This window comes from Nannocystis sp. RBIL2 (assembly GCF_026626745.1).
In the GTDB taxonomy this organism is placed as follows: domain Bacteria; phylum Myxococcota_A; class Polyangia; order Nannocystales; family Nannocystaceae; genus Nannocystis.
Window position 1 is genome coordinate 1,671,395 of the sequence record NZ_JAPNJW010000002.1, and the last position, 13,310, is coordinate 1,684,704.

Annotated in this window: 9 protein-coding genes; 3 read left to right on the plus strand and 6 right to left on the minus strand. The window is 73.8% G+C overall.

The features are described from left to right. Positions 1-100: 100 nt before the first annotated feature. Together OV090_RS31815 and OV090_RS31820 are read right to left on the minus strand one after the other, a co-directional pair. Positions 101-1,945, minus strand: coding sequence for a hypothetical protein (locus OV090_RS31815; RefSeq protein ID WP_267708423.1), 1,845 nt, complete (start codon positions 1,943-1,945; stop codon positions 101-103). A 13-nt stretch (positions 1,946-1,958) separates the two neighbouring features. Then, the gene (locus OV090_RS31820; RefSeq protein ID WP_267708424.1) at positions 1,959-2,924 is read right to left on the minus strand and encodes an ABC transporter ATP-binding protein; all 966 of its coding nucleotides are present in this window, start codon (positions 2,922-2,924) and stop codon (positions 1,959-1,961) included. A 307-nt stretch (positions 2,925-3,231) separates the two neighbouring features. Here OV090_RS31820 and OV090_RS31825 point away from each other — a divergent pair, with 307 nt between their 5' ends. The 3 genes from OV090_RS31825 to OV090_RS31835 all read left to right on the plus strand — a co-directional run bounded on the left by OV090_RS31825 (position 3,232) and on the right by OV090_RS31835 (position 5,681). After that, positions 3,232-3,684: a hypothetical protein gene (locus tag OV090_RS31825; RefSeq protein WP_267708425.1), complete on the plus strand. Its 453-nt coding sequence runs from the start codon at positions 3,232-3,234 to the stop codon at positions 3,682-3,684. A gap of 713 nt (positions 3,685-4,397) precedes the next feature. After that, complete coding sequence (locus OV090_RS31830; protein WP_267708426.1) at positions 4,398-5,183, plus strand: enoyl-CoA hydratase-related protein; 786 nt, start codon at positions 4,398-4,400, stop codon at positions 5,181-5,183. A 39-nt stretch (positions 5,184-5,222) separates the two neighbouring features. Beyond that, entirely contained in the window at positions 5,223-5,681 is a 459-nt protein-coding gene (locus tag OV090_RS31835; RefSeq protein ID WP_267708427.1) for a GatB/YqeY domain-containing protein, read from the plus strand. Positions 5,682-6,112: 431 nt separating this feature from the next. Here the strand turns inward: OV090_RS31835 and OV090_RS31840 are convergent, their stop codons facing one another. The 4 genes from OV090_RS31840 to OV090_RS31855 all read right to left on the minus strand — a co-directional run bounded on the left by OV090_RS31840 (position 6,113) and on the right by OV090_RS31855 (position 13,294). Continuing rightward, the gene (locus OV090_RS31840) at positions 6,113-7,414 is read right to left on the minus strand and encodes a TfuA-like protein (RefSeq protein ID WP_267708428.1); all 1,302 of its coding nucleotides are present in this window, start codon (positions 7,412-7,414) and stop codon (positions 6,113-6,115) included. A gap of 215 nt (positions 7,415-7,629) precedes the next feature. Then, positions 7,630-11,037, minus strand: a complete 3,408-nt coding sequence (locus OV090_RS31845; RefSeq protein WP_267708429.1) for a serine/threonine-protein kinase — start codon at positions 11,035-11,037, stop codon at positions 7,630-7,632. A 61-nt stretch (positions 11,038-11,098) separates the two neighbouring features. Further along, entirely contained in the window at positions 11,099-11,731 is a 633-nt protein-coding gene (locus OV090_RS31850) for a sigma-70 family RNA polymerase sigma factor (protein WP_267708430.1), read from the minus strand. 336 nt (positions 11,732-12,067) lie between these two features. Then, entirely contained in the window at positions 12,068-13,294 is a 1,227-nt protein-coding gene (locus tag OV090_RS31855; protein WP_267708431.1) for a YcaO-like family protein, read from the minus strand. Positions 13,295-13,310: the final 16 nt, after the last annotated feature.

Genomic DNA, 13,310 nt, shown 5'->3' on the forward strand with positions numbered 1-13,310 from the left:
AGGACAGGCTCCTTCGGGCCTTTTTTTGCGCCCGCCCGGATACACCAATGGCCCGAAGGACATGTCCTCCGGGCCATTGGATGAACCTCGCCGGGACCTGCTATTCGCCGGTCACCGCCGCGATCGAGGCCGGGCGCCGGAGCGCGCGCAGCAGCGTCCACGGGACGGCGACGGTGAGGACGGCCTGGACCAGGCCGAGCAGCGGGCTCAGCTCGGAGAACACGAACAGGTGTGGCTCGCGGAAGGCCAGGTCTTCGGCCGGGCGGGCCCACATGACCATCTGGCCGAACGAGATCGCCAGCATCGCCGCGCACACGCCGGCCCACAGGCGCGACGCGAAGGTCATCGGCGCGACGGCCACGCGCAGGGCCAGCAGCGCGGCGACCCCCAGGAACCAGCCGGCGAACAGCAGCGCGAACGGGCTGCGGAACAGCCACATGGTCTCGTGGCTGACCAGCATCGCCGCCAGCAGCAGGTAGAGGCCGGCCCAGCCGACGAACTCGCCGACCAGCGAGCCGACCGGCGTGCGCCGCATGGCCGGAGGGACATCTCCGGTCGGCGCCCGCATCATCAGCAGGATCGCCAGGGGGATCGACAGCAGCCCGAGGTTGAGCAGGTAGAACTCCTCGGCGCGCCACTCGTGCGGCGGGTTGGCAGTGGTGACGAGCACCATCGCCACGACCGCGCCGACCAGCGCCTCGCCGCGGCGCAGCGACACCAGCGAGGTGTTGCCGACCCGGCGGGCCAGCGCGCGCAGCCCGAGGAACGCCAGAGTCAGCATGCCGGCCGCCCCGACCACCACCGGCACCGTGGTGTCGAGCTCGGCGCCGAAGCCCCGGCCGGCGTCGCCGAGGCCGAACGCCTGCGCCAGCGAGTGGCTGGCGGCCGCCTGCGGCAGCAGGGCCAGGACGCCGACTGTCCGATGGGACAGCTCGGCCGCGAGCGCGACCCCGATCCCGCCGAGCACCCCGAGGATCGCCGCCAGCCCGCCGCCGACCAACCCCGGCGAGCGGACCTTGCCGAGCGCCAGGCCGGCCAGCTGCCCGAGCATGACCAGGAACGCCCCGCCGGCCAGCACCACCGCGACCAGCGCCAGCGCAGCCCCGAGGTGACCGACCACCGCCGCCGCCGCCAACAGGAGCAGCAGCTGCGGCGCCGCCAGCACGCCGATGACCGCCAGCGGCCCCGCGGTCAGCCCGAGCGCCAGCTCCTGGGCCCGCAGCGCGCTGCCGGCCAGCGGCTGCAGCGTGTTCTCGTGGGTCTCCTGGGCCATCTGCGTGCCCGCCAGCACCGGCGCGGCCAGCAGCAGCAACAGCAGCAGCGCCCCGCCGGCCAGCACCCCGGTCATCCGCAGCGCGTCGATCGGCGACAGCGGCGAGGCGTACTCCTCGACCGCCGGCGACATCGTGCGGTCGACCACCGCCCGCAGCGCCGCGACCTCGCCGGCGTCGTACCAGTTGTAGTCGGGCGCGCCGTAGATGCTGTTCGCATCGACATGTCCCTTCGTCCATGCCTCGAAGGCCAGGATCGCGTCGCGCTGGAGCGCGCGGTGGTGCCGCGGCGCCTCGCCGTAGGCGGCCCGCCGCAGCCGCGACTCGGCGGCGTCGAGCGCGTTGGTGACTCGATAGCCGGCGTCGTCGTACACCAGCGTCTGCCCGGCGAACCGGCGCGCCACCGCGGCGCGCAGCGCCTCCGCCTCCTCGGCCGAGTCGGCGATCAGGGCGAAGCGGCGCTCCTCCTGGACGTGGCGGCTCTGCTCAAGGTCGAAGCCGACCCGCAGGTCGCGCTCGAACTCACCTGTCCCGAGGGCCAGCCAGATGCCGAGCACCCCCGACAGCGCGGCGAGCAGCACGGACAGCCCGAGCAGGCGACGGCCGCGAGGGCCGCGGAGGGCCCGGGCGACGAACGGCCGGGCGGCGGAGCGGATCGAGAGGACGCGAGGCATGACGGGCTCCTGGCTAGTTGACGCGGTCTTCGGACAGGCGGTTATAGACGTCTTCGAGGCGGCTGCGGACGCGGCTGCAGGTGACCACGCGGACCCCGGCGGCCACGAGCGCCGCGAGGGCGTCGGCCATGCGGTCCTCGCCGCCGGGGACCTGGGCGGTGATGGTCTCGCAGCCGTCTTCGAACCCGCTGGCCTCGATCAGCGCCCGATGCTGCACCAGCACCTCGCGCGCGCGCTCGCTGGCGGCCCCGCCCTCGCTCGTCGGCGGCAGCAGCCGCAGCTCGTAGACGAACCGGCGGACCTCGTAGCGCTCGATGATGTCGGCGACGTCGCCCGCGACCACCAGCTTGCCCTGCTGCAGGATCGCCATCTGATCGCACAGGTCGTCGAGCTCGCGGAGGATGTGCGACGAGATCAGCACCGTCGTCCCGCGCTCGCGCGTGCGCTGCAGGATCGCCCGCAGGTCGCTGCGGCCGCGCGGATCGAGGCCGTCGGCCGGCTCGTCGAGGATCAGCAGCTTGGGCCGGTGCAGCAGGCAGCGGGCGATGAGCAGCCGCTGACGCATGCCCTTCGACAGCGAGCCCGCAGGTGCGTCGCGCTTGTCGACCAGGTCGAAGGTCACCAGCATGTCCTCGACCGCCGCGCCCAGCTCCTTGTCGGGGATCCGGAAGCACTCGCCGAAGAAGCGCAGGTACTCGCTCGGGCTCATGTGCTTGTAGAGCGGGTTGCCGTCGCCGAGGAAGCCGATCGACCGCCGCAGCTCGGCGTCGTCGATCTCCGGCGCCCGGCCGTCGAAGCGGATCTCGCCCTCGGTCGGCCGCATCACCGTCGCCAGCATCCGCAGCGTCGTCGACTTGCCGGCGCCGTTCGGGCCGATGAGCCCGCAGATCGATCCGCTGGGGACCGTCAGGTCGAGCCCGCGGATGGCCCAGCGGTCGCCGTCGTAGGTCTTGCCGAGGTTCCGCAGGTCGATCCGCATGCCGTCCGCGCCACGAACGCCGTCGCGCCCGTGGATATTTCACCGCATCCACTTCCGGGCGTCGAGCGCCCGCGACCGCAGGGACCTGTCCTTCGGGGCATGTTATCTCCAGGCCACTGCCGTGCGGCTGGCGCGTCGCTCCCGCGCCGTAGTCGGGCCCCTGCGCGTCCCCGGGCGCGAGCCGCCGTCCGGCCGGATCGGCGGCCGCGTCCCCGCGCGTGCCCGGCCCGACCCGCCAGGCCGCCCGCCGCGCGGACTTGCGTCACACGCTGCTGCGACCCGCGGACGGCCTGGTATGCTGCGCCGCATGCGACGTCCGCTCATCGCCGCGCTCCTCCTCGCCGCCTGCGGTCCCACGGCCCCCGCGCCCACCGAGGTCGCCAAGAGCGCTCCTGCCGAGGCCGCCAAGGCCCCACCGCCGAGCCCGCCGGCCGCGCCCGCCCCTGCGGCCACCCCCGCGGAGGGCGAGAAGCTGGAGATCCCGAAGGAGCCGCCGCTCACGCCCGAAGAGATCGCGCTGATCGAGGCCGACCCGAAGACCCTCGAGCCCGAGCAGCGCCGCGCGCGAGCCCACGCGCTCCGCCGCAAGATCTTGCAGAACCCCGACAGCCCGCAGGCGCAGCAGCTCGAGAAGCTCCGCCGCGACGTCGAGGCCGGCGTGGTCAAGCCGGAGCTCCCGCCCAAGTCCGCCGACTCCGGCAAGGGCCTCACCCTCCACGCCCCCGGCCCCAGCAACCCCGCGCCCGCGCCTGCGCCGTGAGCCGTCTCGGTGCCGGACCGCGGCCTCTCGCGGGCCGTCGCGCTCGCCTGTCCTTTCGAACATATGGATGCGCCTCGAGCCACGCACCGAGCGGTCGCCGGCACGCGAGCGCTCTCTATACGGGCGACCCGACCGCTCGGCGAGCGCCTGTCCCTTCGTCCAGGCTCGCTTCGAGCGAGCGTACCCCGCTCGCCGGGACTGTCTGCAAGGATCTGTCCCTTGGATCACGTGCGGGCGGAGCACTTGGCGCTCCGCCGTCCTTCCGACCAGGCCAACGTCGGCGGCCGCGAGTCAAATCGACTGTCTCTTCGACCAGGCAGACTTCCGACCGGGCTCACTCCTCGCCAGGCGCTCCGCGCACCTCCGCGTCGCCGCACCAGCGCCCGACGCTCGACTGTCCCTTCGACCAGGTGCCACTCCTCGGCGCTCGCCTGTCCCTTCGACCAGGCGTACGCGGCCAGCGCGCGCCGTCCCCTTCGCCCAGGCCGCTCCAGCTCTCGGCTGTCCCTTCGACCAAGCGCCGCTCCGCCCGATCTCGGCTGTCCTTCGACCACGCCAGCGCCCCGCGCTCGGCTGTCCCTTCGACCAGGCACTTCGACTGACTGTCCCTTCGACCAGGCGCCCCCGCGCATGACCGACCGCTCGTCCCGCCCCGCTCGCCCCCTCGCCTCCACCCCGCGCCTCCACGCCGCTCGCCCTGTCGGAGGCGGCCGATGAGCGACGAAGCCCGCGTGATCGAGACAGTCCTGGCGCCGGGCCTGCTGCGCTGGACGATCAGCCACCCGCGCAAGCGCAACGCCCTCACCCCGGCCATGCTGGCGACCCTCGAGGCCGGCGCGCGGGCGCTCCGCGGCGAGGTCGTGCTGCTCGACGCGGCCCCTGGGCCCTGCTTCTGCGCCGGCTTCGACCTCGACGCCTTGCCCGAAGGACAGGTCGACGCCCCGGCCGCCAGCGCCCCCGACGCCCCGCTGATCGCCGCCTCCGCCGCGCTGCAGACCTGCGACGGGCTCCTCGTCGCGGTCGTCCGCGGCGAGGTGTTCGGCGCCGGTGTCGAGCTGATCGCGGCCTGCGACCTGCGCCTCGCCGCCCACGACGCGCGCTTCACCGTGCCGGCCGCGCGCCTCGGCGTCGTCTACCACGCGGCCGGCGTGGCCCTGCTGCGCCGCGTGTTCGGCCCGGCGCTGGCGCCCCGCCTCTTGCTCGCGGCCGAGGCGATCGGCGCGGACGAGGCCCACCGCGCCGGCGCTCTGCTCAGCCTGCACGCGCCCGACGAGCTGGCCCAGGCCAGCGAGACATTCGCTACGCGGCTGCGGCAGGGCGCGCCGCAGAGCCTCCGGGCTCACCGCGACCTGCTGCGCGCGCTCGACCGCGGCGGTCCGTCCGGTGAAGAGCTCGCCGCGCACGAGCAAGCCCGCCGTGTCGCCTATGCCAGCGAGGACTTCCGCGAGGGCCGGTCGGCCGCGCGGGAGCGCCGTTCTCCGCGCTTTCGCGGCGGCTGACGCGCCCCGCGGCAATTGTTTGTTATCTTCCGCGGCCTCATGTCCGTCAAAGACCAGATCGAAGCCAAGCTGCGCGAGGCCCGCCTCGCCCGCGACGAGGCGACCAAGAACGTCATCGGCATGCTCAAGAGCAAGGTCCTGCTCGAGCTCAAGTCGGGCTCCGGCGCCGAGGACAACGACGCGCTGTGGCTCGACACCATCAAGTCGTACGTCAAGCAGCTCAAGAAGACGATCGGCGAGTACGAGAAGCTGGGCGACCGCGGCCAGCAGCTGCTCTCCGAGTCGCAGTTCGAGCTCCGCTTCTGCGAGCAGTTCATGCCGACCCGCCTCGACGAGGCCGCCACCGAGGCGCTCGTCCGCGAGGCCGCCACCGCCAACAACATCACCGACCCCAAGCAGGTCGGCAAGCTCGTCGGCGCGGTGATGAAGACGCACAAGGACCAGGTCGACTCCGACCTGCTCAAGCAAGTCGCCACCCGCGTCCTCGCGGGCGGGTGAGTCGGCCAGGCGCGCGGGCTCTCGACGATCGAGCCCGCGCGCTGAAGCTCGCCGGCCCCCGTGCGCGAATGACCGGATGTGCCTCGGTCAGCCGGTCACTCCACAAGGCGCCACGGCCGATGATTGAGTGGATGGCTTTCGGGACATGTTCCTCGGGTCATCCGACCGCGCAACGGTGTGAAAGCGGCCGACCGCGTGAGACCACGTGCGCCAAGACGGCCCGGCCTCACTCTCCAGCGCTCCAGCGTTGCCTGCGCTCACGCCAGACGGCCCCCGCATCGCGCCTCGCCCTTCAGCGCTCAAGTGTCGAGGCGACCCCGGCATCGCGCCTTTCCGTCCGGCGCTCCAGGGCGCGCCTGCGCTTTCGCTAGACGGCTCCCTGCATCGCGTCTCGGCTCTCGACCCCGACGCTCACGCGCAGATCGAGCAGCTCAAGACGCTGCCGGCATCGTCGCCTTGACCCGCGCGATCGCCGTCAGCAGCTGATCGAGCGTCCCCAGCCCCAACATGCGCAGCGCCGCCGGCAGGTCGGCGCCGAGCCACCGCACCTCGTGCTCGTACCACTGCAGCAGCGCCTCGCGCGACAGCCCGGCCTCCGACCACGCGACCTCGCCGGCAGCAGCCAGCTGCTCGCGCGCCCGTCCGAGCTCGCCGCGGCGCTGCAGCTCGAGCGTCACCAGGCTGCGCACCGCCAGCGCGTGCTCTCGCCCGAGCGCGTCGACGATCGCCTCCGCGCGCAGCAGCGCCTGCGAGCCCGCCAGGTCGAGCCCCTGCTCTTTGAGCCATGTACTCATGGCCAGCTTGTCGCGCAGGCCGAGGGCGCGGCGGATCCGCTCGGCCGCCGCGCTCATCGCCGCCCCCTCGACCTCGATCCCGCGTCGCTCGGCCTCGGCCAGCGCCAGCGCCAGCAGCAGCGCCCCGCGCCCGCGCTCTTCGCCCCCGGGCGACAGCAACGCGTGCAGCGCCAGCGCCTCGTCACGCGGCGCGGTCGCGTCGGCGCGCGCGGTCGTGGCGATCATCGCCTCCCAGAAGCTCGTCGCCTCGAACTCGAAGTTCGCCGCGTGCCGCGGCATCGCCTCGCCGCCCGCGTCGGTCATCGCCCGCAGCAGCGCGATCGCGTCGTCGCGCTTGCGGTTGGGACGCACCCGGCCGACGAACGCGCGCAGCCCCGCGAGCTCGTCCTCGCCGACGCCGAGCCCGGGCGCGGCCCGGAACAGCGCCGGCCACGAGCGGTCGGCGTAGAAGGTCGCCTTGGCGTAGGCGAGCAAGCGGCCGGCCGACGCCGCCGCGATCGAGCCTGCCTTTTCGGCCATGTCGAGCCCGTGGCGCAGATTGACCAGCGCCTCCGACAGCGGCCGATAGCCGGCCTCGGCCGTCGCGTGGGCCACGGTCACCTCGTCGTCGTCGGTCAGCTCGCCGCGGGCGAACGCCACGAACACCGCGCCGACGCCCTCCATGCCGAACGGGTGCAGCTCGGCGGCCCGCAGCGCGCCCATGCTGGCCGCCCCGAACACCCGCACCCCGCGCGACAGCGCGAACAGGATCTCCTTGTGCCACACCGCCGGCACCGAGTTGAACAGCCCGTCGACCAGCCCGATCGCCCGCGCCCCCTGCCGCGTCACCGCGTCGTACACGTCGCCGAGCCGCGCCGGCGGCAGGATGTTCGCCGTCGTGTGCAGCGACGCCTCCCCGCTCGTCAGCGTCGGCCCGAGGAACACCACGAGGTTACTCATGCTGCACCTCGGATCTGCTCGAACCGCATGTCTTTTTCGACATGTCCCGATCGGCATGTCTCGAAGTTCTCAAGACAGCTGCTTCGCGGAGACGAGCCTCGCCCCCACAGACAGATCCGCGGAAACATGTCTTCGCCGTCACGCGCGCAAACTACCGCAAAACCGCCAGGAACGGGGACGCCCGCGCCTCCTCGCGCGGACCGGGCGGCCGGCCGTCACAGCGCCGCGGCGAGCCCCGCGATCCGCTCGCGCACCGCCTCCGGCGTCTCGCCGGCGAACGGCGCCGCTCGCAGCAGCGTCCCCGGCCCGAGCGCGTCGCAGGCCCACACGGTGCCGTCGGCTGCGCGGCGGATCGGCGCGTTCGTCGACGAGCCGAGGTCCGGGTTCGGCGTCAGCGGCGACACCTCCCCCGCCGAGACGTCGACCATGAAGGGGCCGCCCTGGAAGTCGACCCCGACCGCCTCGGTCTCGCTGCGCATCGTGAACGCCGCGAGCTCGGGCGTCGCCACCGCGAACGTCCCGCCCGGTATGACCAGCATCAACGACTCGTGGCGATTGGTCACCGCCAGCGTCGTGCCCGCGGGGGAGAACGCCACCCGGTTGCGCGGCCGCCCCGGGCTGTCCTTCAGGACACGTCGCTCCAGCTCGCGCGGCGCCCCGCTCACGTCCCAGCGCGTCAGCTCGAGCGAGCCCGTCAGCGGCTTCAGCACCGCCAGCTGCGCGCTGTCGGGGCTCCACGCCAGCGCCCCCGCCGTCAGCTCGCCGGGTCCCAGCGGGCTCGCCTCCGTGACCACCGGCGTCACCGCGCCGCTGTCGATCGCCAGCAGCTCGACGCCTTTCTCGCTGCGCACCGCGAGCAGTCGCCCCGACGGGCTCGCCTGCAGGTCGACCACCTTGGCCGCGGCGGTGAAGCGCTGCGCCCGCTGATCCGGCCCGATCCACACCTCGACATCGGCCTCGACCGCTCGCGCCACCCCGCGCGGCAGCTCGAAGATCCAGCCCGTCAGCGGCTGCGCGCCGACGCGGGCGCCGTGCTGCTCGTCCCACCAGCAGTTCCAGCCCTCCTCCCCGACCACTGTGACCTGCCCCGCGTCGTCGACGAACGCATTCAGACCGTACATCGCGTCCATGTCGGACCCTGCGGCGGGCGGGTTCGGGCAGCGGAACGTCGCCGTCGCGCCCGTCGCCAGCTCGACCCGCGTGAACTCGCCGCGGCTCCGGTCCCACGGCGTCGCCGCGGCCCAGCGAGCCGCCGGCGCCAGCGCGCAGTCGGGCCCGCGCTTGTGCACCGTCACCGCCGCCGCCTGTGGCCGGTGGATCCGCACCTCGTTGCGATGCATCACCAGCAGCGCCCCCTCGCGCCCCCACTGCGGAAGCCTGTCCTTCGGGACAGTCACGAACGAGCGCAGGCCTCCTCTCCGCAGGTCGCCGACGGCCCAGTCCTCGCCGATCGCCACCGCAAAGTGATCGCCGCCGGGCTCGACGAGCACGCGCCGATTGACCCGACCGCCGTGCGAGGGCACTTGCATCCGCCACACCACCTCGCCGGTGGCCAGCGACTCGCGCCACAGCGCCTGGTGGCCGTACTCCGGCCGCATGAACAGCGCGTCGCCCTCCCCGACCGGCGTGCCCCAACCGGCCTCGACTCGGCGCGACGTGCCCGTCTCGATGTCGACGACGTCGAGCCACCCGTCGTCGTCGTCGTTCGGCGAGGCGATGGCGAACCGCGCGTCGCCCGTCAGCGCGAACGGTCGGCCGACATACTTCAACCTCGCCTCGCTGCCGTCGCGCGGCCGGACCACCCGCGTCCCGTCGCCGTCGGCGAAGGCCACCGTCGACGCGTCGTCGGCGACCGCGGGCCACACGCCGGGCGGCAGCGGGATCGACCGCGGCAGCGCGTCGGGTGCCGTCAGATCCCACAGCTGCAGCGAGACGGGACCCCCCGGGCCGCTGGCGCGCGACCACGCCTGAACGGTCAAGGTGCGCCCGTCGGCCGCCAGCGCCCACATCCTGTGGCCGCTCTCGGCCTCTCCACGGATGTCGATCGTGCGCGGCTCGCCCGCGCCGAACACGGTCACCGAAGTCTCGCCGACGACCGCCCACACCGGCGCGTCGCGGGCCGCCAGCAGCTGCTTGGCCGCGCCCGGATCGAGCACCTGTTCGCCTGTCCCATCGGACAGCCTCCATCGCCACACCGCGCCGAGCTCGTCGCGGCCGACGACGCCGCCGTCGGTCAGCGGCAGCGCCTCGGCCAGCCCTCGTTCTGCCCGCAGCACCTGCGCCGGCAGCCCGCCCGCCGTCGCGGCCGCGGCGAAGAAGCGCGCCTCGTTCCACATCCGCGGATCGTCACCGGCCAGCTGCGCCAACGCGCGGATCGCCGCCACCGGGTCGCGCGTCAACGCGGCCCGCGCCTCTGTCAGCAGCTTCTCATCCTGCGTGCGCGTCACCTCGGCCCGCGCCGCGGCCACCTCGTCTTGCTGCGCGGCCGGGGGCGGCGCGCCGCTCGACGACATGTAACCGAGGCCGGCCAGAAGAGCGAACCCCGAGGCGATCGCGGCGAAGACTCGCCGCGCGCGGACCTGCGTGTCGGTCGCCTGCAGCGCTGCAAGCAGCGCGTCCATCGACGGCCAGCGCGCCGCGGGATCGGGCTGCAGGCCGCGCAGCACCACCCGATGCAACCACGCCGGCACCTCCTGCCCCGACTTCGGCGACCGCACCCGGCCCTCGGCCACCGCAGTCGCCAGCGCCTGCACATCGGCGCCGACGAACGGTCGCTGGCCGTACAGCGCCTCGTAGAGGGCCGCACAAAAGCTGTACTGATCGGTCTTCGCGTCGCCGCGCGCGCCCGCGAATTGCTCGGCCGCCATGTACGCCGGCGTCCCCAGCACCGCGCCGGTCTGAGTCAGCAGCACGTCGGTCACCTCGCGCGCGGCTGGCAACTCCGGCAGCGCCTCGCTGTCGCCGAAGTGCGCCAGGCCGAAGTCGACCACGCGCACGCGGCCGTCGTCGCCGACGATCACGTTGGCCGGCTTGAAGTCGCGATGCACCACCCCCTGCCGGTGGGCCGCCGCCAGCCCCTCGCCCGCCTGGCGGAACACCGTCAGCACCTCGCGCCACGATCGGGGCTGCGTCGCCAGCCACGCGCGCAGCGTCGGCCCGGTGAGAAATTCCATCGCCACGAACACCTCGTCGTCGACCTCGCCGACCTGGTACACGTGGACCACGTTGGGGTGCGACAGCCGGGCCAGCGCCCGCGCCTCGCGGAGCGTCCGGGCCCGCCCCTGCGGCCGCTGCAGCGCGGCCCCGCGGATGAGCTTCAGCGCCACCTTGCGCTCGAGCTTGTCGTCGTAGGCCGCGTACACGACCCCCATCCCGCCCTCGCCGAGCAGCTTCAGCACCTGGTACGGCCCGATCGTCGGCGCCTCGTCCGCGCCCTTGAACAGCGACGCGTGGACCATCGCCTTGGTGCGCCGCTGCGCCGCGTCGCCGAGCACCTCCGGCCGCAGCCGCGGCGTCGCCTGGGTGTCGGCGTCGGCCGATACGTCGGCCTGGCTCGGGTCGGGGTGGGTCTCGTCGACGTCGACGAGCTTCATGACGGACTCCTGGATCTGCGCGTGGGACATGCGGGCGCCTCGCTCTCCCCCGCAGTGGTTCCACCCGGTCCGGTCCGGATCACTGAAATCGTCACTTCTCGCCCGAGCCCGCCGGGAGGCCCGCCCGGGCCCGCAGCGCGCCCGCCCACGTCTCGATCCCCATCAGAGTGCTGGTCGCCAGCTCGGGGCTGCGCGCCAGCGCCTCGATCGCCTCGCGCAGCAGCGCGCGCCCGCGGCGCAGGCGCGACTTCACCGTGCCCTCGGGGATCTCGAGCGCCGCCGCCATCTCCGCGGTCGTCAGCTGCTCCCAATAAAGGAGCTCGAGCGCGACCTGGCAGTCGACGGGGATCCGTCGCAACCCGGCGAGCAGCAGCTTGAGCTCCTCGCCCTCGACCATGACCTGGCTCGGCGACGGCTCCATCGCCGCGACCGAGACCTCGGTGAGGTCGATGCGGTCGCCCTTGCGATCGCGGTAGTGGCGGCACAGCTGGCGATAGGCGATGGCGAACAGGAAGCTGCGGAAGCTGCCCTCGCCGCGGAACTTGCCGGCCGCCTCGACGCAGGCCAAAAACGTCTGCTGGATCAGCTCCGCCCCGGCCTCGGTCTTGTTGAAGAAGAAGCGCGCCACCGGCTCGTAGTAGCGCTCGAACAGCTGCTCCCCGGCCCGGCGCTCCCCCGCGCGCCAGGCCGCCAGCAGCTGCTCGTCGCTGCGCGTCGCAGTCACGACCGACAAGGTACCCGCTCCGCCGCCCGCGCGCACGCCCGAAGCGACGGCGACCCCCGCTCGGCGGCCTGCGACGGGCAGAGGCCTGGCCATCGTCCGACCCTGCGTCCACGGAGGACGTTCGCGTGGGCGACACCACCGAACGAGTCCACATGACCCGAAAGACATGTCACGAAGTCACGCGACCGTGAGCGAGCGCCATCGGCGACCGAGCCTCGACATGTCCTCAAGGACATCTCACGCGGCACCCGCAGCGGCGCCCGCGATCGTGTATGGACATGTCCCCAAGGACATCTCGCGCCCCATGTCGCGAGAGACCTACGCCTGCGTCGCGGCTCACCCGGCCGCTCGCGCCCGCGCTCGCGGCCCCGGGGCCATGCCGGCGAACCTGCCCTCGAGACCAGGCACGACCAGGCGCGCCACCGGCACCCCGATCTCCGCGCGGGTGAGGTCGACCACCACCGCGCTGGTGCACCCGGCCGCGCGCACACGGGCCAGCAGCAGCTCGAGATCGCCGTCGAAGCTGTCGGTCGCCAGGCTGGGGCCGAGGGCCCGCTGCGGCCGCGCGCTCGCCAGCGCCGCGGCCTCGTCGGCGCCCGCCTGCGGGTCGGTGAACGCCTCGTATGTCTTCGGGGACAGGTCGTCCCGGCTGCCCGCGATCAGCGTCAGCCGGCTCTGCACCGCCTCGGTCAGCGCGCGCAGCAGGGCGACCGCCGGGTCGAGGTGGGCCCCGTAGCCGCCGCAGGCCCCGCGGGCGGCCCAGCGCGGCGCCCCGGGGCGGTCGACGATCCGGCAGGCGTAGGTCGGCACGCCGAGGTCGGAGGTGATGTCGACCACGCCGACCTCGATCTCCGCCGCGTGCAGGCGCGCGAGCACCTCGCGGCAGCTCGGGTCGGTCACGCCCGCGAGGTCGACCCGCCGCGGATCGTCGACGGCGAGCGGCGCCAGAGCGGTCGCGTCGCGCTCGATGAGCTCGCACAGCGCGTGCACGCTCGCCTCGAGCAGGTGGTTGCCGGAGGCCAGCCCGCTGGTGCTCTCGATGAACGGCGGCAGCGGCTCGCGAGGATCGCGGACGAAGTCGACGCTCACGCACGCGTGCGGCACCCACGTCGGCCGCCCCGCCAGCAGGTCCCAGCCGAGGCACCACAACAGCGGCACGTCCTCGCGCACCTCGGCGCCTTCGCGGCGCGGCAGGCCGTGCAGGTCGACGACCGCCTCGCCCTCGCGCCGCAGCGCCGCCGCCCGCTCCCACCGCAGCGGCGCCGCCACACGCTCGCCGTGCCAGCCCTCGATCGCCTCCATCAGCGCCGACGCGGCCGCAGCGTCCCGGTCCGCGCCCTTGCCCTGCGACACGCTGACCGAGCGCGCGTTCGGGCGCACCGCCTGGACCACGGGCACGCCGACGACGTCGAGGCCGGTGACGTCGGCGAGGCGGGTGATGCCGAGGCGCGGCATTAATGGGCGGAAGGCCGCCAGGGTCGCGGCCGGGCTGCGCGTGCGGTGCGTCCCGGCCGTGTGGCCCTTGGGCGCGGCGAGGTCGCGGTCGCCGATCCGTACGGGCATGTCCCCTGGTTCCTGT